Annotated in this window: 18 protein-coding genes, 6 pseudogenes and 1 other annotated feature; of the genes and pseudogenes, 16 read left to right on the forward strand and 8 right to left on the reverse strand. The window is 64.6% G+C overall.

What is annotated here, in order from left to right; translation table 11 throughout:
- Positions 1-70: 70 nt before the first annotated feature.
- Positions 71-1680: pseudogene (locus NHF48_RS05365) on the reverse strand (phosphoenolpyruvate carboxykinase).
- Positions 1681-1859: 179 nt separating this feature from the next.
- Between NHF48_RS05365 and NHF48_RS05370 the strand changes: the two are divergent.
- The 9 genes and pseudogenes from NHF48_RS05370 (at position 1860) to NHF48_RS05410 (ending at position 9036) form a co-directional block, all read left to right on the forward strand.
- Complete coding sequence (locus NHF48_RS05370) at positions 1860-2567, forward strand: response regulator transcription factor (RefSeq protein WP_253070505.1); 708 nt, start codon at positions 1860-1862, stop codon at positions 2565-2567.
- Positions 2536-4120 (forward strand): annotated as a pseudogene (locus NHF48_RS05375) (stimulus-sensing domain-containing protein). The gene NHF48_RS05370 and the pseudogene NHF48_RS05375 overlap by 32 nt, the downstream one beginning before the upstream one ends.
- Positions 4121-4129: 9 nt before the next feature.
- Entirely contained in the window at positions 4130-4561 is a 432-nt protein-coding gene (locus NHF48_RS05380) for an HPr kinase/phosphorylase (protein WP_263816736.1), read from the forward strand.
- Positions 4558-5473 (forward strand): annotated as a pseudogene (rapZ, locus tag NHF48_RS05385) (RNase adapter RapZ). The gene NHF48_RS05380 and the pseudogene rapZ overlap by 4 nt, the downstream one beginning before the upstream one ends.
- A 15-nt stretch (positions 5474-5488) precedes the next feature.
- The gene (locus NHF48_RS05390) at positions 5489-5896 is read left to right on the forward strand and encodes a PTS sugar transporter subunit IIA (protein ID WP_056058662.1); all 408 of its coding nucleotides are present in this window, start codon (positions 5489-5491) and stop codon (positions 5894-5896) included.
- Complete coding sequence (locus tag NHF48_RS05395) at positions 5893-6168, forward strand: HPr family phosphocarrier protein (RefSeq protein ID WP_056481934.1); 276 nt, start codon at positions 5893-5895, stop codon at positions 6166-6168. The genes NHF48_RS05390 and NHF48_RS05395 overlap by 4 nt, the downstream gene beginning before the upstream one ends.
- Before the next feature lie 104 nt (positions 6169-6272).
- The gene (locus NHF48_RS05400) at positions 6273-7088 is read left to right on the forward strand and encodes a TrmH family RNA methyltransferase (protein WP_253070506.1); all 816 of its coding nucleotides are present in this window, start codon (positions 6273-6275) and stop codon (positions 7086-7088) included.
- Between the two features lie 128 nt (positions 7089-7216).
- Positions 7217-8680, forward strand: coding sequence for a L,D-transpeptidase family protein (locus NHF48_RS05405; RefSeq protein WP_253070507.1), 1464 nt, complete (start codon positions 7217-7219; stop codon positions 8678-8680).
- An 11-nt stretch (positions 8681-8691) separates the two neighbouring features.
- A complete protein-coding gene (locus NHF48_RS05410; protein WP_253070508.1) occupies positions 8692-9036 on the forward strand; it encodes a hypothetical protein in 345 nt (114 codons plus the stop codon).
- A 73-nt stretch (positions 9037-9109) separates the two neighbouring features.
- On the opposite strand, the gene NHF48_RS05415 is transcribed toward NHF48_RS05410, so the two are convergent.
- Complete coding sequence (locus tag NHF48_RS05415) at positions 9110-10582, reverse strand: SulP family inorganic anion transporter (protein WP_253070509.1); 1473 nt, start codon at positions 10580-10582, stop codon at positions 9110-9112.
- 71 nt (positions 10583-10653) lie between these two features.
- Positions 10654-10709, reverse strand: a sequence feature (sul1 is cis-regulatory element that is thought to sense ions involved in sulfur or methionine metabolism; They are found in Alphaproteobacteria).
- A gap of 103 nt (positions 10710-10812) precedes the next feature.
- A pseudogene (locus NHF48_RS25785) lies at positions 10813-11259 on the reverse strand (DUF488 domain-containing protein).
- 58 nt (positions 11260-11317) lie between these two features.
- Between NHF48_RS25785 and trmFO the strand changes: the two are divergent.
- Positions 11318-12700: a methylenetetrahydrofolate--tRNA-(uracil(54)-C(5))-methyltransferase (FADH(2)-oxidizing) TrmFO gene (trmFO, locus tag NHF48_RS05435; RefSeq protein WP_253070510.1), complete on the forward strand. Its 1383-nt coding sequence runs from the start codon at positions 11318-11320 to the stop codon at positions 12698-12700.
- On the opposite strand, the gene NHF48_RS05440 is transcribed toward trmFO, so the two are convergent.
- The 3 genes from NHF48_RS05440 to NHF48_RS05450 all read right to left on the reverse strand — a co-directional run bounded on the left by NHF48_RS05440 (position 12636) and on the right by NHF48_RS05450 (position 14118).
- Positions 12636-13106 (reverse strand): EF-hand domain-containing protein, encoded by a 471-nt coding sequence (locus tag NHF48_RS05440; protein ID WP_253070511.1) that lies wholly within the window; start codon positions 13104-13106, stop codon positions 12636-12638. The two genes, trmFO and NHF48_RS05440, sit on opposite strands and share 65 nt — an antisense overlap.
- 65 nt (positions 13107-13171) lie before the next feature.
- Entirely contained in the window at positions 13172-13795 is a 624-nt protein-coding gene (locus NHF48_RS05445) for a squalene/phytoene synthase family protein (protein WP_253070512.1), read from the reverse strand.
- 155 nt (positions 13796-13950) lie between these two features.
- Positions 13951-14118: a hypothetical protein gene (locus NHF48_RS05450; RefSeq protein WP_263817049.1), complete on the reverse strand. Its 168-nt coding sequence runs from the start codon at positions 14116-14118 to the stop codon at positions 13951-13953.
- Between NHF48_RS05450 and NHF48_RS05455 the strand changes: the two genes are divergently transcribed.
- From NHF48_RS05455 to NHF48_RS05470, 4 genes are all read left to right on the forward strand, one after another.
- Positions 14087-15325 carry a Tad domain-containing protein gene (locus NHF48_RS05455; protein ID WP_263817023.1) on the forward strand — a complete coding sequence of 413 codons (1239 nt, stop codon included), beginning with the start codon at positions 14087-14089 and terminating at the stop codon, positions 15323-15325. The two genes, NHF48_RS05450 and NHF48_RS05455, sit on opposite strands and share 32 nt — an antisense overlap.
- Entirely contained in the window at positions 15222-15992 is a 771-nt protein-coding gene (locus NHF48_RS05460) for a hypothetical protein (protein WP_253070514.1), read from the forward strand. The genes NHF48_RS05455 and NHF48_RS05460 overlap by 104 nt, the downstream gene beginning before the upstream one ends.
- 26 nt (positions 15993-16018) lie before the next feature.
- Positions 16019-16675: a TadE family protein gene (locus tag NHF48_RS05465; protein WP_253070515.1), complete on the forward strand. Its 657-nt coding sequence runs from the start codon at positions 16019-16021 to the stop codon at positions 16673-16675.
- Positions 16676-16790: 115 nt separating this feature from the next.
- The gene (locus NHF48_RS05470; RefSeq protein ID WP_263816740.1) at positions 16791-17333 is read left to right on the forward strand and encodes a histidine kinase; all 543 of its coding nucleotides are present in this window, start codon (positions 16791-16793) and stop codon (positions 17331-17333) included.
- 52 nt (positions 17334-17385) lie between these two features.
- On the opposite strand, the gene NHF48_RS05475 is transcribed toward NHF48_RS05470, so the two are convergent.
- Positions 17386-18813, reverse strand: coding sequence for a pyruvate dehydrogenase complex E1 component subunit beta (locus NHF48_RS05475; RefSeq protein ID WP_263816741.1), 1428 nt, complete (start codon positions 18811-18813; stop codon positions 17386-17388).
- Positions 18813-19820: a pyruvate dehydrogenase (acetyl-transferring) E1 component subunit alpha gene (gene pdhA, locus NHF48_RS05480; protein ID WP_107955681.1), complete on the reverse strand. Its 1008-nt coding sequence runs from the start codon at positions 19818-19820 to the stop codon at positions 18813-18815. The genes NHF48_RS05475 and pdhA overlap by 1 nt, the downstream gene beginning before the upstream one ends.
- Positions 19821-20380: 560 nt before the next feature.
- Here pdhA and NHF48_RS05485 point away from each other — a divergent pair.
- Together NHF48_RS05485 and cysK are read left to right on the forward strand one after the other, a co-directional pair.
- Positions 20381-21695: pseudogene (locus NHF48_RS05485) on the forward strand (MFS transporter).
- Positions 21692-22614 (forward strand): annotated as a pseudogene (cysK, locus tag NHF48_RS05490) (cysteine synthase A). Before NHF48_RS05485 ends, cysK begins: the two co-directional pseudogenes overlap by 4 nt.
- Positions 22615-22635 lie beyond the last annotated feature (21 nt).

Here is a 22635-nt window from a genome sequence, read left to right on the forward strand (position 1 = left end):
GCCGTGCCCTCACCTTCCCACCCGACTTCGTCGGCCGGGCCCCCTTCCTCTCCCCCGAGGGGAGAGGAGTTTAGGCCGCCTCTCTCACCTCTGGCGCCGCCTGTCTTACACCCTCGTCGACATGCTCGGCGAACTGGGCGAAGTTTTCCACGAACAGGTCGACCAGTTTGGCTGCGGTCGCATCGTACGCGTCCTTGTCCGCCCAGGTCGTCCGCGGATCGAGGATCGCGCTGTCGACCCCGGCACGCTCACCGGCACCTGGAAACCGAAGTTCGGATCGGTCCGGAACTCGGCATCGTTTAAGCTCCCGTCTAGCGCCGCGTTCAGCAACGCCCGCGTCGCCTTGATCGGCATGCGGGTGCCGACGCCGTATTTGCCGCCGGTCCAGCCGGTGTTGACCAGCCAGCAATCGACGCCGCCCTTGGCGATCCGCTCCTTCAGCAGGTTGCCGTACACCGACGGATGTCGCGGCATGAACGGTGCGCCGAAGCAGGTCGAGAAGGTCGCGTCGGGCTCGGTCACGCCGATCTCGGTCCCAGCGACACGTGCGGTATAGCCAGAGAGAAAGTGGTACATCGCCTGGTCAGGCGTGAGCTTCGCGATCGGCGGCAGCACGCCGTACGCGTCCGCGGTCAGCATCACGATGTTGCGCGGCACCGGCCCCATGTTCTCCGCGGACGCATTCGGGATGAAGTCGATCGGATACGCACCGCGGCTGTTCTCGGCGAGCGTGTGGTCGTCGAGGTCAAGCAGCCGCGTCGCCGGATCCATCACGACGTTCTCCAGCACCGTGCCGAAGCGCTTCGTCGTCGCGAAGATCTCCGGCTCGGCATCGGCGGAGAGGCGGATCATCTTGGCGTAGCATCCGCCCTCGAAATTGAAGACGGCGGTGTCGGACCAGCCATGCTCGTCGTCGCCGATCAGCGTCCGGCTGGCATCGGCCGACAGCGTCGTCTTGCCGGTGCCCGACAGGCCGAAGAACACCGCGGTGTCGCCGTTCGCGCCCATGTTCGCCGAGCAGTGCATCGGCATCACGCCAGTCGGTGGGAGGAGGTAGTTGAGCAGCCCGAACACCGACTTCTTCATCTCGCCGGCGTATTTGGTGCCGCCGATCAGGATCAGCTTGTCGGTGAAGTTCACCGCGATCACCGTCTCGCTGCGGCAACCGTGGCGCGCGGGATCGGCACGGAAGCTCGGCAAGTCGACGATCGTGTAGTCCGCTACGAAGTCTTTCAGCGCAGCCTGCTCGGGCCGGACCAGCATCGTCCGGATGAACAAATTGTGCCAGGCCAGTTCGGTGACGACGCGAACGTTGACGCGGTGGTCCGCCTGCGACCCACCGTACAAATCCTGCACGAACAGCTCGTCCTTGGCGGCGAGCGCGGCGAAGAAATCCTCCTTCAGCGCGGCGAAATGCGCGGGCTCCATCGCCTTGTTGCTCTTGCCCCACCAGACCGTCGCGTCGGTCTCGGCATCGCGGACGATGAACTTGTCCTGCGCCGAGCGACCGGTATGCGCGCCCGTCTCGACGACCAGCGGGCCGTCCGCGGACAGCGTCCCCTCGTTCCGCTCCAGCGCCGCCTCGACGAGCTGCGCGGTGACCAGGTTCCAGTGTAAATTGGCGCGGGTTTCGATCCCCTGCGCGGATAGGCCGACGGCCGGAATACGCTCGCTCGACACGGGCTCTCTCTCCTAAGTTTTATCGCATACGTATGTATGTCGTTGCGGCCGGCTGTACGGGGCAGTTTTCCACCGGTCAAATCCACTGATCCGCAGCGCCGTCCCGATACGGCTCTAGTTGAGTGCGGCGGCGGTTTGCCCTACGCCGACACGCCAACGACCGAGGCAAAGCTCCCCAGATGACGGCAACGATCGCGCTGGTCGACGACGACCGCAACATCCTGACCTCCGTGTCGATCGCGCTGCAGACCGAGGGCTTCGTCACGCGTGTCTATTCGGACGGCGAGACCGCTCTGAAGGCGCTGACCGACAACCCGCCCGATCTTGCGGTGTTCGACATCAAGATGCCGCGGATGGACGGGCTCGAACTGCTCCGTCGGCTGCGCGAGAAGAGCCAGATCCCGGTGATCTTCCTGACCAGCAAGGACGACGAACTCGACGAGGCGCTCGGCCTTGCGATGGGCGCGGACGACTACATCGCCAAGCCGTTCTCGCAGCGCCTGCTGATCGCCCGCATCCGCGCGATTTTGCGGCGTACCGAGCTGACGCAGTCGCCGGGCACGGAGACCGAGGCCGAAGCCGCGGGGCCGCTCGATCGCGGGCGCCTCAGCATGGATCCGGCGCGGCACCGGACGTTATGGGGTGGCGAGCCGGTCACGCTGACTGTTACCGAGTTCATGATCCTCGAGACGCTCGCGCAACGGCCCGGGATCGTTAAGACACGCAACCAGCTGATGGATGCGGCGTACCAGGACGATATCTATGTCGACGACCGGACCATCGACAGCCACATAAAGCGACTCCGCCGCAAATTCCGGCAGGTCGACCCAGCCTTCGACGTGATCGAGACATTATATGGTGCCGGGTATCGATTTTCTGAGGAATGAGCTCGGCGTCGACGGCCGCGATCTCACACTGCGGTGGTCGGGCCAGATCTCGCTCACTCGGCGTATCCTGGCCGTCAACATCTTCGCGCTGTTGCTGCTCGCGGGCGGGTTCTTCTATCTCGATTCGTATCGCAGCCGGGTGGTCGACAACCGCGTGGCGCAGACCGCGCGTGAAGTACGACTGATCGGCGAGGCAATCGCCGCGGTCGATCCGGCGTTGCGCGATCCGCTGGTGTTGCGGCTTGCACGCGATACGGGGTCGCGGATTCGACTGTTCGATGCGGCAGGGCGGACGATCGCCGACAGCCGCGCGCTTGGCTTGCGCAACTTCGTGCTGATGGATCCGGACAAGGAAGACTGGGACCAGACGATCGCCCGGTTTCTCGACGCATCGATCGACGTGATCGTGATGGCCCCGCGCCCGCCGCTGTACCGGGAGCGTAGCGGTGCGCAGCAATGGCCCGACGTGAGCGCAGTCCGCGGCCGCAGCGCCGTCTCCACGACAGTCTGGCGCGCGCCCGACCGGACGCCCGTGCTGACCGCCGCCGCGCCGCTCAGCGCCGGCGGGGTCGTGATGACCACGGTCAACGCGCGGGACATCACAAAGACGGTCCGGATCGAGCGGTTCCGGCTCAGCATGGTACTGCTCGGCGTTTCCATCGTCTCGGTCCTGCTGTCGCTGTTCCTAGCCCGAACGATCGTCCGGCCACTCCGCCGTCTCGCCCGGGCGGCGGTCCGAGTCAGATTAGGTCGTGCACGTGAAGTCGTCGTGCCGCGCCTCCCCTCGCGCCGTGACGAACTCGGAATGCTCGCGCGCGCGCTTTCGGACATGAGCCTCGCACTCCGCGCTCGCATCGACGCGACCGAGGCGTTCGCCGCGGACGTCACGCACGAGATGAAGAACCCCCCTTGCCTCGCTCCGGTCCGCGGTGGAGGGACTGTCGCGCGTGAAGGACCCGGCGCTCCAGGCGCAGTTGCTCGCTATCGTCCGCGACGACGTACACCGGCTCGACCGGTTGCTCTCCGACATCTCCGAAGCCTCGCGACTCGACGCCCAGCTCAGCCGTGCGAAGTTCGAGCCGGTCGATATCGCCGCGATGATCGACGGCCTGGTCGCGCAACGCGACGCGCGTGGGGTCGAGCGCGGCATCCGCCTCCGGTTCGATCGCAACCCCGACGACCGAACGATCATACTCGGCGAAGGCGCGCGGCTTGAACGCGTGTTCGAGAACCTGATCGACAACGCACTCTCCTTCTCGCCCGACGCCGGCCTGATCGCCATCTCCGCGATCCGGGAAGGCGAGGATCTGGTCATCCGCGTCGAGGACGAAGGCCCCGGCGTTCCCGAGGACGCGCGCGAGGACGTATTCAAGCGGTTCCACTCGGTCCGCCCCGACAGCGAAACATTCGGGCAGCATTCCGGCCTCGGCCTCGCAATCGCGCGCACCATCGTCGACGGACACCAGGGAGCGATCTTCGTCGAATCGCGTGAGGACAGGCTTGATGGCGCGCGCTTTGTCGTAAGGCTACCGCTCGCCGAATTGACGGAGTAAGGACGCCGCGTGGTCGTCCCCTCCTCCGACAGGCTCCACGCCACCACGGTCGCCATCGACGGCATGGCCGTGTTGATCGAAGGCGCATCGGGATCGGGCAAGTCCGACCTCGCGCTGCGCCTGATCGACCGTGGCGCGATCCTCGTCAGCGACGACCAGACGCTAGTGGTCCGCGACGGCGAAACCTTGCTCGCGCGTGCACCGATGACGATCGCAGGACGGATCGAAGTCCGCGGAATCGGCATCCTTGCCATGCCCTATGTAGAGGACGTACCGGTCGCCCTGCTCGTCCACCTCGGTGGCGCGACCGAACGGATGCCCGACCGCCGCGCGCGGAAAATCGCCGGGGTCGACGTCCGCGAGGTCGCGATCGCCCCCTTTGAAGCCTCCGCCCCGATCAAAGTCGAACTCGCATTGCGCAATCCGGAGCCCATAGAATGACGCGTCCCAAGGACATCCTGCTCGTCACCGGCATGTCCGGGGCGGGCAAGTCCACCGTCCTCAAGACGCTGGAGGATCTCGGCTGGGAAGTGGTCGACAATCTTCCGCTGTTGCTGCTCGACCGCCTACTCGACGCGCCGCTCCCCGAAGGATCGACCAACGACTCGCAGCCGCTCGCGATCGGCATCGGCGCCCGCACGCGCGACTTCGACCCCGAACGGATCGTCGGCCGCATCCGTGATCTCCGCGACCGTCATGGGCTCGAGATCGGAATGCTGTTCCTCGACTGCTCGGGCGCCGAACTCGAGCGGCGTTATTCCGAGACCCGACGCCGCCATCCACTCGCACTAGACCGTCCCGCAAACGACGGGATCAGCCGCGAGCGCGAGCTGCTCGCGCCACTTCGCGACTGGGCGAACCGCCTGATCGATACGACCGACATGGCCGCCAACGAACTCGCGCAACAGATCCGCGCGAGCTTTGCGAGCGGGGAACTCGGCGCGCCGACGCTGTCGATCCGCTCGTTCGGTTTCGCCCGCGGCCTGCCCCGCAACGCCGACCTCGTGTTCGACATGCGCTTCCTCCGCAATCCGCACTGGGACCCGAAGTTGCGCCCCGGCACCGGGCTGGATGCGGACGTGTCCGCCTACATCATGGACGACCCCGCCTATGAAGCCGCGGTAAGTCGGATCGAGGAGCTACTGATACTGTTGCTTCCGCGCTACAGGGCGGAAGGCAAGTCCTATGTCACCGTCGCGTTCGGGTGTACCGGAGGGAGACACCGGTCGGTCCACGTCGCTGACCGCGTGGCGCGACGGTTGCGCGACGCGGGATTTTCGCCCAGTATCGCACACCGCGACCTGGGGGGCCGCTCCACAAGATGCGCTCGAAGGATCACCGGTCGTCTTATGAGTATGAAACGCTGACATGATCGGCCTTGTTCTGGTAACGCACGGTCGACTGGCCGAGGAATTCGTTCGCGCGATGATCCATGTCGTCGGCCCGCAGGAGCGCGTCGCGCCGATCGCGATCGGTCCCGACGACGACATGGAGGAGCGCCGCGCGGATATCGCCGCCGCCATCCAGGCGGTAGATGTCGGGCGCGGCGTGATCGTGCTGACGGACCTGTTCGGCGGCACCCCGTCCAATCTTGCCATCTCGCTCATGGAGCGCGGGCGGATCGAAGTGATCGCGGGCATGAACCTGCCGATGCTGATCCGGCTCGGGTCGGCGCGAAAGTCGATGACCGTCGTCGCGGCGGTTGCTGCAGCGCGTGAGGCCGGGCGCAAATACATTTCGGTAGCCTCCGAGGTTCTCGGCGAGGCCGCGGCGTGAGCGAGGTCTCGCGCACCGTCCAGATCACCAACCGTCGTGGGCTGCACGCGCGTGCGAGTGCCAAGTTCGTGACGCTGGCCTCGTCGCATCCGGTCGAGGTCAGCGTGACCAAGGACGGGTCGGATCACGTCACCGGCACCTCGATCATGGGATTGATGATGCTGGGTGCGGCGATGGGCGACGCGATCACGATCAGCGCGAGCGGCGATGGCGCGGAACATACCGTCGCCGCGCTCGCCGAACTGGTCGAGGCGAAGTTCGGCGAGGATTGACGATCTTCCCCCTCCCGCTTGCGGGAGGGGTCGGGGGAGGGCATGAGCGACGGCGTGTTTACAAACCCCTCCCCCACCCCTCCCGCAAGCGGAAGGGGCGCTAGATGCCCCGCGAGATAACCGCCTTTTCGAACCCGCTGATCAAGTACGTCCGCGACCTGCGCGACAAGCGGCATCGGCGTGCGGCCAAGCAGTTTCTCGCTGAGGGCCTGCGCATCCTCACCGAAGCGCGAGAAACCGGCCGCCTGCCCCGCACGCTGTTCTACGCAGCGGCGAGTGCGAACCATCCCCTCGTCCACGCGCTGTCGATGGACGTCGAGGATGCCGGCGGTGATTCGATTCAGACCACGCCGGATATTCTCTCGAAGCTGTCCGGCAAGGACAACCCGCAGGCGGTCGTCGGTGTTTTCGACGAGTTCGACGCGACGCTCGAAGACGTCGATCGCACCACCTCCGGCATCTGGCTGGTCGCCGAACGGCTGCGCGATCCGGGCAATCTCGGCACGATCCTGCGTACCGGCGATGCGGTCGGCGCGGGCGGACTGATCCTGATCGGCGAGTCGGTCGACCCCTTTTCGGTCGAGGCGGTCCGCGCGAGCATGGGTGCGCTGTTCACGATTCCTGTCGTGAAGACGGAGTGGGAGCTATTCCACACCTGGTTGCGCACCGGCCCCGGCCAACTGGTTGGTCTCAGCCTCGATACCGACACCGATTACCGGGCGGCGACCTATACCGGCCCGACCTTCCTGCTCACGGGCAACGAAGCGCAGGGCATGCCGCCCGAGATGGCCAAGGCGTGCGACGTGCTGGTCAAGATCCCGATGCTCGGCAAGGCAGACAGCCTCAATGCCGCCGTCGCGACCGCCGTGATGGCCTATGAAGTGCTAGCCCGGCAGGAAAAACCTGCTCTCCTGGCCTGAACCGTTAATTTTGCCCGATTGGCGATGCTTAGCGAGTCCGGTTCAGCTAAGGGAGAGCTACGTCGTGCGAAAGCATCGACCAGATACAAGACAGGACGATTATGGCTCGCGGTTTCGATGATGGACGAATGAAGACTGGCGTGATCCGGTCGGTGCTCGCGGCAACACCGCTGTTGATGGCGACCGCGTCGTTCGCGCAGGTTACGCCGCCGCCGGTCGTTCCGACCACGCCCGCTGCAATGCCTACGCCGACGCTCGCGCCGCCGGTAATCACCGTGCCGCCGTTGAGCGACCCGCAGGCCGCGCTGCTCGACAGGCTGCTCAATGGCGACATCGTCGCGCAGGGCCTGAAGTCGGCCGCAACCGCGTCGACCACCGCGCCGAGCAAGGACGAACTCGTCCGCGCGGCACTCGATCATGCGCGCGCGGTGCATGCCGGGCGGCTGAGCGAAGCCGACTTCCAGCGGGATTGGGGCCTGCGTCCACCGGCCTATGATCCGACGCCTGCCTTTGCCGACGCCGTGCGTCTAGACCGGATCGCGGCGTGGTTCGCATCATTGCCACCGCCTTATGCAGGGTATGACGGCCTGCGGAAGGGCCTCCAGAACTATCGCTCGATCGCGTCTGCTGGGGGGTGGGCACCGCTCGCGTCCGGTCCCGACTTCACGATCGGCGCGACCGGTCCTCGCGTGATCGCGCTGCGCAAGCGTCTCGCGGCGGAGGACAAGGACGTCTCGACCAGCGGCGACCGGTTCGACGCGCCGCTGGTCGAAGCAGTACGCCGTGCCCAGCGTCGCTATGGCCTCAACCCCAGCGGGATCGTGTCGACGCAGACGCTCGCCGCGCTCAACGTCACCGCCGGCGGCCGCGTGCGCCAGATCATGGCGAACATGGAGCGCTGGCGCTGGCTGCCGCAGGACCTGCCGCGCGACCGTATCCAGGTGAACATTGCCGCGGCCGTGCTGACGGTGTTTGACGGCGATACCCCCGTGCAATCGATGCGCGCAGTCACAGGCCGTCCGGGCGACGAGACGCCGATGCTGTCCTCGACGATCCACAGCATCGTGATCAATCCGCCGTGGAACGTGCCGACGTCGATCGCGACCAAGGAGCTATGGCCGAAGGAGCGCGCCAACCCGGGCTATTTCAAGCGCAACGGCATCAAGGTGATCGACGGCACGCGGTTGCAGCAGCAGGCCGGTGACCAGAGCGCACTGGGCCGGTTCAAGTTCGATTTCGCCAACGACTATTCGGTCTATCTCCACGATACGCCGAGCCGTGCGAAGTTCGCGAGCTTCAGCCGGCTTGCGAGCCATGGCTGCGTTCGCCTTGAAAAGCCTGAGGAACTCGCCGACCTGCTGCTCAAGGGTGATCCTGCCTGGACGCCCGAGATGGTCGATGCCGCAGTCGCCAAGGGTGACACGGTCCGTGCTCGCCTGACCAAGCCGGTGTCGGTGTATCTGCTCTACTGGACCGCATTTGCCAGCGGCAACGGCCAGATGAACTTCCGCGCCGATCCCTATAACTGGGACGGCACCCTCGCTTCCAAGATCGAGGCGCGCACGGCTCGCCAGACGATCGCCGCTCGTTGAGAGGACCAGACATGACGATTTCCAACCGCACGCGTACCGCCATTGCCGGCGGCCTGCTTGCCGCAATGACCATGGCCGGCTGCTCGCGCTCGGAGCCCGATCAGCCGCCGACCGATACCAATATGGTCGAGGATACCGGCGTCACCGAGTCCGAAGCGGCGCCGACGCCCGCGCCGGCGCCGGTCGAGACTGCACCGGTCGAGACTCCCCCGACGGTGAACGCCGTCGAGCCGGAACGCGAACCGCCGGTCGCGCCCGACGAGCAGATGCGCGACGACGCCGATGCGACGGGTATGACGGCACGCGTGACGCGCGACGAAGCGCCGGTCGAGAACGACACCGTTCCTCAGCAGTAAGCAAAACTATTCTACAACAGCGGCTTGGCAGCGTTACCTCGGTGGAGCTGCCAAGCCTGTACGCTGTTAGACGTTAGTCGAGCAGCAAGGGCGCGTGGCGATCGACCAGCGTTTCGCTCGCTGCGTTGAGCCCGACGACTTCGACGATCGTGCCGTGACGCCGCAGCTTGGCCACTACGTCTTCCAGCGCGGCGACGGCGGTGACATCCCATAGATGTGCTCTCGTCAGGTCGATCCGCACCGCACGCGCGGTCTCGCGAAGATCGAAGCGGTCCGCGAAGATATCGGCGCTGGCGAAGAACACCTGACCGCCGACACGGTAGATCCGCGTGTCGCCCGCCGCGTCGTGCTCGACCGTGACGTCCATCAGCCGCGTGACCTTCCATGCGAAGAACACGCCGCTGAGCAGCACGCCGACACCGACGCCGAGCGACAGGTCGTGCGTCGCAACGGTGACGATAACGGTTGCGACCATCACCACGCTCGACATCTTGGGATGCCGCGCAAGGTCGCGGATCGAGCCCCAGGAGAAGGTGCTGATTGACACCATGATCATGATCGCGACCAGCGCCGCGACCGGCACCTGCGCGACCCACGGCCTCAGCGGCACCATCACGACGAGCAGGAACACGCCGGCGACCAGCGTCGACAGCCGCCCGCGCCCGCCATAGCGGACGTTGCCGACGGTTTGCCCGATCATCCCGCACCCGGCGATACCGCCGAACGCACCCGCGGCGATGTTGGCGAGCCCGAGCCCGGTGCACTCGCGCGCCTTCGAACTGGTCGTCTCGGTCAGGTCGTCGACCACACTGGCGGTCATCATCGACTCGAGCAGCCCAACCGCCGCCATGGCGAGCGCATAGGGAGCAACGATCCGCAGCATGTCCCAGGTGAACGGCACGTCGGGAAGCCCGAACGACGGCAGCGTGGAGGGCAGCTTGCCGAGATCGCCGACTGTCTTCAGCGGCATCGGCACCCACATCGCGATCGCGGTCAGCACGACGATGCAGATCAGCGGCGACGGGATGGCGTTCGAGATGCGCGGCATGAGGTAGATGATCGCGAGACCACCGGCGATCATCGCATAGGCCTGCCAACTGACGCCGACCATCTGCGGCACCTGCGCGGAGAAGATCAGGATTGCGAGTGCGTTGACGAACCCGGTGCGGACCGACTTCGAGACGAACCGCATCAGCACGTCGAGCTTGGCGAGCCCGAACGCGATCTGGAGTGCACCTGCGAGCATCGTCGCGATGAGCAGGTATTGCAGGCCATGGGCGTGAACCAACGCGGCCGCGACGAGTGCGACGGAGCCGGCTGCGCCCGAGATCATCGCGGGGCGACCGCCGGCGAACGCGATGACGATGCCGATCACGAACGACGCGAACAGGCCGACTTCGGGATCGATTCCGGCGACGAACGAGAAGGCGATCACCTCGGGGATAAGCGCGAACGTGCCGACCATGCCGGCGAGCACGTCGCGGCGTGCGGCGGTCGGGCCGCTAAACCATTCGGCGCGGTAACGAGAAAGAGATAAGGATGTCATGGATTTATCCGCATAGGACGCACGAACCGCAGCGCTGTCTTGGCAGGCGGTTCACTTCAGAGGCGTCGTTGCGTTGTCCGGCGGATCGGCGGCCGGAATAGCCACCCGGAATTGCACCGGGTCCAGGGCGAATGGGTGCTCGTTAGCGGCGACTGGGGCTCGATGCAACTTTCGGCCATGAACCCCTGCACGTCATCCTGACGAAGCGTTTGAAGCGAGTTCGACCTTTCCTAGGTAAACAGATCCACCACTTCGGCCCCCTCACCCACCGCCTGCAGCAGCAAGGTGCGGTGGCAGTGGCAAGGGTCGCGCTCGTAGCAGAGCAGCGCGCTCGGCTTCTCGGCTGCCAGCCCCGGAGCATGATCGCCGCAGCAGCCTGAGCCTCGGGAAGCTCGAGCTGTTCGTCATAGACCGCGGTCAGGGTCGCGACGTCGCCCTTCTTGGCCGCATCGCGCCCGCGCTTCGGCGTCCCGAGCGCCTTCAGGTGCACGTAATCGATCTCGACCTCACGCAGCGACGCGGCGAGCGAGGTCTTCGAAAACCCCTGGTCGCCGCGACAACGGAAGCGCCCGGACGTCGATCACCCGCTCGACCCCCGCCGCCTTCAATGCCGCGAGGAAATCGGCCATCGTCGTGGCCTCATAGCCGATCGTGAAGATCTTCGTCGGGTCTGTCATGCAGGCGAAGTGGTATTGCGGACCTGACACGGCAAGCGTCCGTCGCTATCTGACCCGAATGACCCACGATATCCATGTCATCGGCGGCGGGCTCGCCGGTTCCGAAGCCGCCTGGCAACTCGCTGAAGCCGGCCTCAAGGTCCGCCTGTCCGAAATGCGCGGCAGCGGCGAAGAGACGCCTGCGCACCAGACCGACGGCCTCGCCGAACTCGTCTGCTCGAACAGCTTCCGGTCGGACGATGCCGAAGCCAACGCGGTCGGGTTGCTCCACCAGGAACTCCGTACGCTCGGCTCGCTGATCATGCGGCAGGCTGACATCCACCGCGTTCCGGCCGGCTCCGCACTCGCCGTCGACCGCGACAATTTCTCGGCCAGCGTGACGGAGGCGATCGACCAGCATCCGAACATCACGCTCGTCCGCGAACGCATCGACGCACTGCCCGATGGCCCGACGATCATCGCCACCGGTCCGCTGACCGCCGCCTCGCTCGCCGCGGGGATCGGCGCCGAGACCGGCCGCGAGGCGCTGGCGTTCTTCGACGCGCTCGCGCCGATCGTCCACCGCGACTCGATCGACATGGACACCGCGTGGTTCGCGTCGCGCTGGGACAAGGGCGCCGATGTTGAAGGGGGCGGCAAGGACTACATCAACTGCCCGATGGACAAGGACCAGTATCTGGCCTTCCACCAGGGCCTGATCGATGGCGAGAAGACCCCGTTCAAGGAATGGGAGAAGGACACGCCCTATTTCGACGGCTGCATGCCGATCGAGGTGATGGCGGAGCGCGGCGTCGACACGCTGCGCTACGGCCCGATGAAGCCCGTCGGGCTCGACAACCCGAAGACCGGGCGCTGGCCGCACGCCGTCGTCCAGCTTCGCCAGGACAATGCGCAGGGCACCCTGTGGAACATCGTCGGCTTTCAGACCAAGATGAAGCATGCCGACCAGGTCCGCCTCTTCCGCACGATCCCCGGCCTGGAGAACGCTGAGTTCGCCAGGCTGGGCGGTCTGCACCGCAACACGTTTATCCGCTCGCCAGAATTGCTGGACGAGACGCTGCGACTGAAGTCTCGCCCGCACATCCGTTTCGCCGGGCAGATCACTGGCTGCGAAGGGTATATCGAGAGCTGCGGGATCGGCATGCTCGCGGGACTGTTCGCGGCGGCCGAACTCACTGGCAAGACTCTAACGCCCCCGCCCTACGCGACTGCTCTCGGCGCGTTGCTCGGCCACATCACAGGCGGCGCCGAGGTCGAGACGTATCAGCCGATGAACGTGAACTTCGGGCTGTTCCCGCCGATCACGGGCCGCACAAAGAAGGCGGATCGCAAGCGGATGTACACGGATCGCGGTCGAGCGGCGCTCGCGGAATGGCTCAACTCTCCTCGGCCACAGGCTGAACTGGCGGACAATTCGCCCGAGCTGGCCCCTTCCGCTTGACCGCCGTCGTGGCAAATTCCGGGGCGGTCATCGCGCCGGATTTGTCACGGTCGGCGTCGGCGAACTTGGTTGTCGCCTTCACCGCCCATTCGTCGAACGACAGCTTGCCATCGCCGTCCACGTCCAGCCGCGCGTAAGCCTTGCGCCGCTGGACCAGATATTCCTCGCGCGTGATCTTCGCATCCCGATCCTTGTCGTAGCGATCGAACCGCTTTTGCTCGCGCGTCTTGTCGGTCGCCTCGGGCGCGGCATCAGGTAGCGGATCGGACGCGCCCGTGCCGCCACTCACCTGTGCCATCGGCTGAGGCGGTAGCAGCGGCCCCGGCCGCGCCTTCCCGCTAAAAAACATGAACCCCGCAGCGATCAACGCGATCACCGCCGCCCCACCCGCCAAATACCGCCTCATCGCCGCCGCCCCCATTGCCCAGCCTGCACGCTAGGCCTGACCGCAGACGATCCCCATCCGATTGGTCAGTATCCGGTCAATCTATGCCACGCCAACCGCGCCACGCGCCGAGCAGGGCTCGGCAAAGCATCCGATTCAACGGCGATATCGAACCTCGCTATCAACGCAACCGCGCCCAACGCGCGGGCAGCGCGTGGCCAGCGCGTCCCGAACGCCGTGTCAAACCGTGCTTTGGCCAACGACCGCGCGAGATCGGCCAACGACGCATCCGTTACGCTGCAAGCAAGATCCGCGAGCGCCCATCCTTCCCCCGCCGCGCCGATATTTCGATCCTCCACTCCGAGGACTTTCAACGCCGCTTCGAACAGTCGACCGCCCCGTTCCGTAGCAAACGCTTCGATCGTAGCTGGACCGACCTCCGCCTGAAGAAGCATCTCCCAACCGTCGGTCATTGAAGCAAGTGACGTCCCCAATACGCCGCTGGGCAACACCGAACAAGTGATCGCTTGCAACACTGGTTCCTGCGGTGCGGGTACCGAGTCGAGGCGTGTCAACGCCTCATGCCACCAGGTCAACCGCATCTGACCGACCAGCGGCTCACGCGTCGATCTGACGATTGCGGCTAGCGTATCGTCCAGCGTGAACAGGGCCGTTATCCCGTCGCGCGCGGAGGGTGACGCGTAACTCAATGCGAGGGGCGAATGCAGCGGTGTCGCGGTTCATGCCGACGCGATAGCCCACTGTATCAGGCGAGATAAGTCATGTCCGACAACCACTACGGTAGTTATTTGACCATTAACCATGTCTCTTGAGTTCGACTTACGGGCTTGCAGTTCAAAGCCTGTCACAGATCAACCCCTGATCGGATACGGAAACCGACGATGCGAAGTAGAGCGGCGGCGACAGGCACTTTTCTTGCACGCCTGCGCCGCGACACCGGAGGCAATACGCTGGCAATCATGGCAGCGGCGTTGATTCCGATGTGTGCGATTGCCGGGTCCGCGATCGACATGGCGCGACTGTATGTCGTCAAGAGCAGGATGCAACAGGCCTGCGATGCGGGCGTGCTCGCCGGTCGCAAGTTCATGACCGACGGCAACGATGCCACGCTGGACAAGACTGCGTCGGATCAGGCCAAGGTGTTCTTCAACAACAACCTTCGTTCAGGTTGGATGGGCACGAAGAGCATTAGCTTCGTACCGACGAAGACCAGCGAGAACCGAGTCGCAGGCACGGCGAAGGTGCTCGTCCCGATGACGATCATGAAGATGTTCGCAGCGCCCGACATCACCCTAAATGTCGCTTGCGAAGCCCGCTACGACGTTGCGGACACCGACATCCTGTTTGTCCTCGACACGACCGGATCCATGGCCTGCCTGCCCGCGGATAGCGACAGCGTCTGCAACGCATATGTCAGCAGCATGCTCAACAACAACCAGATCAGGAGTTACAAGCGTCCTGCACAGGTAAGCGCGGACTCCCTCCTCAGGCTATTCGGGGCTCCCAGACCAGACCAACGGCTATGCTGGCACGACGGGATACGCCGTTCCGGAAAAAACGGGTCACGCATCGCGGCGTTGCGCCAAGCCGTCGTCGATTTTTACAAGACGATGGACGCGAACGTCCAGGCGACTACGCATGTGCGCTATGGTTTCGTGACGTACAGTTCCAGTGCGAACGTCGGCGCGGCCATCCAAGCGAAATCGTCGAGCTATATGCTGGGCGGTTCGGGCGCTGGATCGACCTGGAGCTATCAGTCTCGCAAGGTGACGAACGACTTCAACGACGGCAACCCGGTCCTCACCTATGACAACCGGACATCGCAGAACTGCCCGTCGACGACAGTCCGGACACCGGCTGGCACGACGAACACCCCCTATGCGTACAACACCGGGACGCAGCGTGCGTCAATCGCTACGCAATATTGGGACAGCGGGGCGAGGCGGTGCACGACGTCGACCCAGCGTGTCGGTGCGGTCTGGACCTACAAGCAATGGCCGTGGGACGTAACCAGCTATGTCGCCGGTGCAGCGGCCCCCCGACCCCACCGAAATCAACGGCGCAACATCGTCGTGGCTCGGCTGCATCGAAGAACGGGCAACGACCGCGAGGGCGATGACGTTCGACACCGACGATCTCCCGGCGGATCTGGATCCGGATCTGGTTCCGAACAGCGACGACACGCGTTGGCGCCCTCTTTGGCCGGACGTCGAATATGAACGCTTCACTCTGAACCGGTACAACCAGTCGAGCTATACGACCAACACCGTCGTTGCGAACGACAACGCGTCACCAACTCCTGCTACCAACATGAACTCGGTCGCCAAGCAACAGGCCGGTTTCGTCGCCTGCGGCAAACCCGTGCAACGCCTGACGACGATGACGCAGGCGCAGGTCGATTCGTACGTCAATGCCGTGGACTTCGTGCCGCTCGGCGGCACCTATCACGACGTCGGTATGATCTGGGGCACCCGCATGCTGTCGACGGACGGGATTTTCTCGAACGACAATGCCGCATGGGGCGGTCGCGGGGCAACCAACAAGGTTATCGTCTTCCTTACCGACGGCGATATGTCGCCATCGCCCTATTCCTACGGGCTTTACGGCATGGAATATTATGACGGACGGGTCACCGACGGTGACTGGGCGAGCGCGAACGATCGTCAAAAACAATACCACAACGCGCGTCTGCTTGCGGAATGTGCGAAAGCTCAGGACATGCACATCGACGTCTGGACCGTATCGATCGCGCCGAGTGCGACCGCGGAAATGACACAGTGTGCGACGACGTCGGACCAGGCATTGTTCACGACCAGCGGCGCCGATCTTTCCGCGGCCTTCGTTCGCATCGCCAAGCAGGTCGCCAGGTTGCGACTGTCCAAATGAATAGGTCTCGTCGGTACGATATCCTTTTGGGCCGCAGGATCGCTGCCGATCGTCGCGGCGCCACGATCATCGAATTCGCGATGGTCATTCCGGTACTGATGATTCTACTGATGGGATTGTTCGATCTGCTCCACCAGATCTACGTGCAGTCGATTCTCGATGGCGCGCTGCAAAAGGCGGCGCGTGATTCGGCGATCGAAGGCGGCGCCGCGAATGCCGACATGTTCGACAAACAGGTGTGGAACATGGTCAAGATCGTCGCGCCCGGCGCAACATATAAGGCCACGCGAAAGAGCTATTCGACGTTCCAGGGCCTCAAGCCCGAGGACTTCACCGACAAGAACGGGGATCGGATTTGCAACAAAGGTGAGTCTTTCACGGATATCAACGGTAACGGTACATGGGATGCCGACCCCGGACTGACGGGCCAGGGTGGCGCCGAGGACGTGACGCAATACACCATGACCATCACCTATCAGCGATTGTTTCCCGTCGCGGGCTTGATGGGCTTGCCGCCCACGATGAACATCGCCGCGACCACGCTGCTCAAGAACCAGCCCTATGATTCGCAACGCGTGCCCCCCCTGCCCCGAAGACCTGCACATGATACCGCGCCGTACTCTCCGCTCCGCACCTTCGATCGTATCCGGCCGGTTGCTACGCGAACTGCGCGGGGACCATAGTGGCCTCGCTCTGCTCGAGTTCGCGCTCGGTCTCCCGCTGGTGCTGTCGCTCGGACTTTATGGCGTGGAAACAGCGAACTTGGCGCTTGCCAACCTCCGCGTAAGCCAGGTCGCGATGAACCTCGCCGACAACGCTTCGCGTGTCGGAATCGCTAGCAACTTGACCACAGTCCAACTTCGCGAAGTCGACATGAACGACGTGCTGCAGGCGGCACGCATCCAGGGGACCAGAATCAATCTATCCAAGTATGGACGGGTCATTGTCTCCAGCCTGGAGAACATGTCGGGCACACAGCGCATTCATTGGCAGCGATGCTTCGGCCTGATGAAGGGGACGAGCTACGACTCGAGCTACGGCACGACCAAGGTCGCGGACGGCACCGACGGTTCGGCAACCAACAGAGGCACCGACACGACAACGAGTACCGATTCGGGCATGGGCGACAATGGTGCGAAGGTTACAGCACCGCCCAATTCAGGCGTGATGTTCGTCGAAGTGAATTATCAGTATCAGCCGATCGCCCCCAACTGGCTGATCGGGCCGACACGACTTCATTACATCGCATCGTTCATTGTTCGCGATAACCGCGACTTCACGCAAATCTATAACCCAAACCCGACCGCAACCGCCTCGACCTGCGACAAATACACCGTCTAAGTTTGAACTGGCGAAGACAGGGTCGCGGCAAATGGCCGCGACCCTTACGCGATTACTTGTATGTAACCTTCTTCACCGCCGTCACGACCTTAGCCACGTCGACCAGCATCAGCTTTTCCAGGTTCGCCGCATACGGCATCGGTACGTCTTCGTTCGTCACGCGGAGTACCGGTGCGTCGAGGTCGTCGAAGCCGTGCTCCATCACCACCGAGACAATCTCCGAGGCGATCGAGCAGGTTGCCCAATTCTCTTCGACGATGATCATGCGGTTGGTCTTGGCGAGGCTCTTCAGGACCGTCTCGGTGTCGAGCGGGCGCAACGTGCGCAGGTCGATGACCTCCGCGTCGATGCCCTCCTCGGCGAGCTTCTCGGCAGCTTCCAAGGAAATGCCGACGCCGATCGAGTAGCTGACGATCGTCACGTCCTTGCCCTCGCGGACGATCCGCGCCTTGCCGATCGGCAGGACGTGGTTGTCCAGCTTGGGAACGTCGAAGCTGCGGCCGTACATCAGCTCGTTCTCGAGGAACACGACGGGATCCTCGGTGCGGATCGCAGCCTTGAGCAGGCCCTTCGCGTCCGCCGCATCATACGGCGCAATCACGATCAGGCCGGGGACGCTCGCATACCACGCCGCGAAGTTGTGCGAATGCTGTGCTCCCACGCGCGACGCCGCGCCGTTCGGACCACGGAACACTATCGGGCAGCGCATCTGGCCACCCGACATGTAGTTGGTCTTGGCGGCCGAGTTGATGATGTGGTCGATCGCCTGCAACGCGAAGTTGAAGGTCATGAACTCGACGATCGGGCGAAGGCCGCCCATCGCCGCGCCTGCACCGATGCCGGCAAAGCCGTATTCGGTGATCGGCGTGTCGATCACGCGACGGTCGCCGAACTCGTCGAGCAGCCCCTGCGTGACCTTATATGCGCCCTGATACTGCGCGACTTCCTCGCCCATCACGAAGACGCGGTCGTCCTCGCGCATTTCCTCGGCCATCGCGTCACGAAGGGCTTCGCGGACGGTCGTCTTGACCATCTCGGTGCCCTCGGGAATCGCCGGGTCGGAGATGCCGACCTTCTCGGCCGATGCGACGAGCTGTTGCGTGCCGCTCTCGGCCTTGGCGGGCGACGCGCCTTCGGGAACCGGTGGAGCCTTGTCGTCCGACGGCGTTTCCTTCGGCGCGGCGTTGGCCGCATAGCCCGAGCGTACCTCGGCGGGCTTCTGGTCGCTCGCGCTCTCGCCCTCTTCGAGGATCGTCGCGATGACGGTGCCGACCTTCACGTTGTCGGTGCCCTCGGCGACGCTGATCGAACCGATCGTGCCTTCGTCGATCGCCTCGAACTCCATCGTCGCCTTGTCGGTCTCGATCTCCGCGAGGATATCGCCCGACTTGACGCTGTCGCCTTCCTTGACGAGCCACTTGGCCAGCGTGCCCTCTTCCATCGTCGGGGAGAGCGCGGGCATCTTGATCTCGATCGCCATCAGTACTTCTCCACCAGAACATCGGTGTAGAGCTCGGCAGCATCCGGCTCCGGGGTCTGCTCGGCGAAATCGGCGGCTTCGTTCACGATTTTCCTGATTTCCTGTTCAAGGGACTTGAGGTCCGCCTCGGTCACGCCCTGCGCGTCGAGCAGCTTCTTCATGTGATCGATCGGATCCGACTTGTCGCGAACCGCCTGGACCTCGTCGCGCGTGCGGTACTTGGCCGGATCGGACATCGAATGGCCACGGTAGCGATAGGTCTTCATCTCGAGGATGACGGGGCCCTTGCCCGCGCGGACCCACGCCAGCGCTTCCTCGGCGGCACCGCGGCAGGCGAGCACGTCCATGCCGTCGACCTGGATGCCGGGAATGCGGAAGCTCTCGCCGCGGCGATACAGCTGGTCCTCGGCCGAAGCGCGATTGACGCTGGTGCCCATTGCGTACTGGTTGTTCTCGATCACGAAGATGATCGGCAGCTTCCACAGCTCGGCCATGTTGAAGCTCTCGTACACCTGGCCCTGGTTCGCGGCGCCGTCGCCGAAATAGGCCATGCAGATGCCGCCGTCGTTCGAGTATTTATGCTTGAACGCGAGGCCGGTGCCGAGCGACACCTGCGCACCGACGATACCGTGGCCGCCGTAGAATTTATGCTCGGTCGAGAACATGTGCATCGACCCGCCCTTGCCCTTCGAGATCCCCGAATTGCGTCCGGTCAGCTCGGCCATGATCACCTTCGGGTCGATCCCGTAGGCGAGCATGTGGCCGTGATCTCGGTAGCCGGTGATCACCGAATCGGTCTCGCCGTTGAGCGCGGACTGAAGGCCGACGGCAACCGCTTCCTGGCCGATATACAGATGGCAAAAACCACCGATCAGACCCAAGCCATAGAGCTGGCCCGCTTTTTCCTCGAAACGGCGGATCAGCAGCATCTGCCGATACATTTCGAGCAGTTCGTCCTTCGACGCCTCGTACGGCTTTGGTTCGGCCGGTCGTTCGCGGTTCGTAATCGGCGGTTCGGCGATTGCGCGTGCTGGTGGGGGGGGTCTTGGCCACGATGTGGGAAACCTCGTTTTCCGTAGGGGAGTTGAGGGAGCCTATAGGCGCGGACGGGGCGGAACATCAATTCCCGTCTGGGGTATGTTAGTTTTCGGGGTGTGGGATGGGGCGCTCGACAGGTCGCGCGAGCCCTACCGCGCGAGCAAACCACCCCGGCGAAGGCCGGGGCCCAATTGGAGAGGTCGCAGTAACGACGTGCATCGCTCAGTTGGCGCCGTCCCCCAATTGGGCCCCGGCCTTCGCCGGGGTGGTGCTGATATGATGGACGAGTGATCGCACGGGCACGCCTGTCACAACGTGCACCCGCTCCCCCTCCTTGTTCTCCCGCGAAGGCGGGAGCCCATTCTGGGTCCCCGCCTTCGCGGGGAAACAAGACTTCTTCGGTTAAGCATCCTCGGCCAGTCCTCTATCCCCACCCCAAGCAAAGCTCCGGTTGCCCTTCCCTCTCGCCACCGCCTAAAGCCAGTCGCGATGGACTCCACCGCAGACCCCCCACCAGCATCCCTTACGGATCGCCAATTTCCGCGCTTATTGGCTGTCCCGCTTCACCGGCACCATAGCCGTCAGCGCAATGTCGATCGTGATCGGGTGGCAGGTCTACAACATCGCCCGCGAAACGATGGACATCCGCCAGGCCGCCTTCATGCTCGGCATGATCGGGTTCGCACAGTTCGTGCCGTTGTTCCTCCTCACCCCAATCACCGGCCTCGTCGCCGACAGCTTCGACCGCCGCTGGATCGTCCGCGGCACGACCGCGCTGCTGGTGCTAACCGCCGCGACGCTGTGGTTGCTGACCTGGACCGGCCACCTCACGCTCGGCGTGCTGTTCGTCGCCGCGGTCGCGTTCGGCGTCGCACGCGCCTTCTCCGGCCCGGCCTATTCCGCGCTCGCCCCCAACCTCGTCCCCCGCGCGGTCCTCCCCACCGCGATCGCGATCAGCTCGATCGCTTGGCAGGTCGGCACGATCGCGGGCCCCAGCGTCGGCGGGCTCCTCTACGCGATCCACCCGGAGGTCGCGTACGGCGTCGCGACGATCCTGTTCGTCGTTGCGCTGCTCTTCATGTTCCTGATCGGCCCGGTGCCGCAGCCCGCCGCGCAGACCGATCACCGCCCCCCTCGCCCGCATCATCGAGGGCTTCACCTATGTCCGCCGCAACCGCCTCGTCCTCGCGACCATCACGCTCGATTTGTTCGCGGTGCTGCTAGCCGGGGCGACGTCGCTTCTCCCGGTCTATTCGCGCGACATCCTCCACGTCGGCTCGCAGGGGCTAGGCGTCCTCGCGGCGGGCATGGGGATCGGCGCGGCGGTGACGGCAATCTGGTTCTCGGTCCGCCCGATGAGCACCAATGTCGGCGTAAAGATGCTGATCGCCGTCGTCGTGTTCGGCCTCGCGATCCTGACTTTCGGCGTCGCCACGCCCATCGTAAACCTGCTCGGCATCGCACCCGGCACCATAGCCGGCATCCCCGTCCAGCCTGCCTTCGTCCTCAGCCTCGTCGCGCTGATCGTCGCGGGCGGCGCGGACATGATCTCGGTCTATGTCCGCCAGTCACTGATCCAGCTCCACACGCCCGACGCGATGCGCGGCCGCGTCAGTGCGGTGTCGCAGCTCACGATTTCGGCCTCAAACGAACTGGGCGAATTCGAGAGCGGGGTGATGGCATCGTTGCTCGGCCCGGTCGGCGCGGTGGTGTTCGGCGGCGTCGGTGCTATTGCGATCACGATCGGCTGGGCGCGACTGTTCCCGGAACTAGGCCGCGCGAAAACCTTTGATCCCCCAGAGATCCTAGAGACCGAACCCGAACACGGAGAAGCCAAGCCATGAAGGCCAACTCGATCCTCGATACGATCGGCAACACGCCGCACGTCCGCCTGTCGAAGCTGTTCCCCGAATCCGAAGTCTGGGTGAAGTCCGAGCGTTCGAACCCCGGCGGGTCGATCAAGGACCGCATCGCGCTCGCGATGATCGAGGCTGCCGAGAAGGACGGCCACCTCCAGCCCGGCGGCACGATCATCGAGCCGACCAGCGGCAACACCGGCATCGGCCTGGCGCTCGTCGCCGCGGTGAAGGGGTACAAGATCGTCCTCGTCATGCCCGAGAGCATGTCGATCGAACGCCGTCGCCTGATGCTCGCATACGGCGCGACCTTCGACCTGACCCCCGCGCGAGAAGGGCATGAAGGGGCGCGATCGAGCGTGCGAAGGAACTGGTCGAGCAGATGCCGGGCTCGTGGATGCCGCAGCAGTTCGAAAACCCTGCGAACATCGCGGTGCATGTCGCTACGACCGCGCAGGAAATCCTCGCCGACTTCCGCGATACGCCGATCGACGTGATCATCACCGGCGTCGGCACCGGCGGCCACATCACCGGCGTCGCCGAGGCGCTAAAGAAGGAATGGCCGTCGCTCAAGGTCTACGCTGTCGAGCCCGCCGCGTCGCCGGTTATCGCTGGCGGCCAGCCGGGACCGCACCCGATCCAGGGCATCGGTGCTGGCTTCATCCCGGTCAACCTGCACACCCAGGCGCTCGACGGCGTGATCGAGGTCGATGCCGCGGTGGCCAAGGACATGGCGCGGCGCTCGGCGACCGAAGAGGGCATGCTGGTCGGCATCAGCTCGGGCGCGACGCTCGCGGCGATCCTTCAGAAGCTTCCCGATCTGCCTGACAACGTTCGGGTTCTCGGGTTCAACTACGACACCGGCGAGCGCTATCTGTCGGTCCCGGACTTCCTGCCCGAACAGTGACAGCAGAGCTTTCCCGCGCGC

Source organism: Sphingomonas sp. H160509 (assembly GCF_024124765.2).
Taxonomy (GTDB): domain Bacteria; phylum Pseudomonadota; class Alphaproteobacteria; order Sphingomonadales; family Sphingomonadaceae; genus Sphingomonas.

Bases quoted from the DNA above. Each gene is read 5' to 3' on its own strand.
- NHF48_RS05370 (WP_253070505.1), top strand. From the start codon at position 1,860: ATGACGGCAACGATCGCGCTGGTCGACGACGACCGCAACATCCTGACC.
- NHF48_RS05390 (WP_056058662.1), top strand. From the start codon at position 5,489: ATGATCGGCCTTGTTCTGGTAACGCACGGTCGACTGGCCGAGGAATTC.
- NHF48_RS05400 (WP_253070506.1), top strand. From the start codon at position 6,273: ATGCCCCGCGAGATAACCGCCTTTTCGAACCCGCTGATCAAGTACGTC.
- NHF48_RS05405 (WP_253070507.1), top strand. From the start codon at position 7,217: ATGAAGACTGGCGTGATCCGGTCGGTGCTCGCGGCAACACCGCTGTTG.
- NHF48_RS05410 (WP_253070508.1), top strand. From the start codon at position 8,692: ATGACGATTTCCAACCGCACGCGTACCGCCATTGCCGGCGGCCTGCTT.
- NHF48_RS05415 (WP_253070509.1), bottom strand. From the start codon at position 10,582: ATGACATCCTTATCTCTTTCTCGTTACCGCGCCGAATGGTTTAGCGGC.
- trmFO (WP_253070510.1), top strand. From the start codon at position 11,318: ATGACCCACGATATCCATGTCATCGGCGGCGGGCTCGCCGGTTCCGAA.
- NHF48_RS05440 (WP_253070511.1), bottom strand. From the start codon at position 13,106: ATGAGGCGGTATTTGGCGGGTGGGGCGGCGGTGATCGCGTTGATCGCT.
- NHF48_RS05455 (WP_263817023.1), top strand. From the start codon at position 14,087: ATGTGTGCGATTGCCGGGTCCGCGATCGACATGGCGCGACTGTATGTC.
- NHF48_RS05450 (WP_263817049.1), bottom strand. From the start codon at position 14,118: ATGTCGATCGCGGACCCGGCAATCGCACACATCGGAATCAACGCCGCT.
- NHF48_RS05460 (WP_253070514.1), top strand. From the start codon at position 15,222: ATGACGTTCGACACCGACGATCTCCCGGCGGATCTGGATCCGGATCTG.
- NHF48_RS05470 (WP_263816740.1), top strand. From the start codon at position 16,791: ATGAACCTCGCCGACAACGCTTCGCGTGTCGGAATCGCTAGCAACTTG.
- NHF48_RS05475 (WP_263816741.1), bottom strand. From the start codon at position 18,813: ATGGCGATCGAGATCAAGATGCCCGCGCTCTCCCCGACGATGGAAGAG.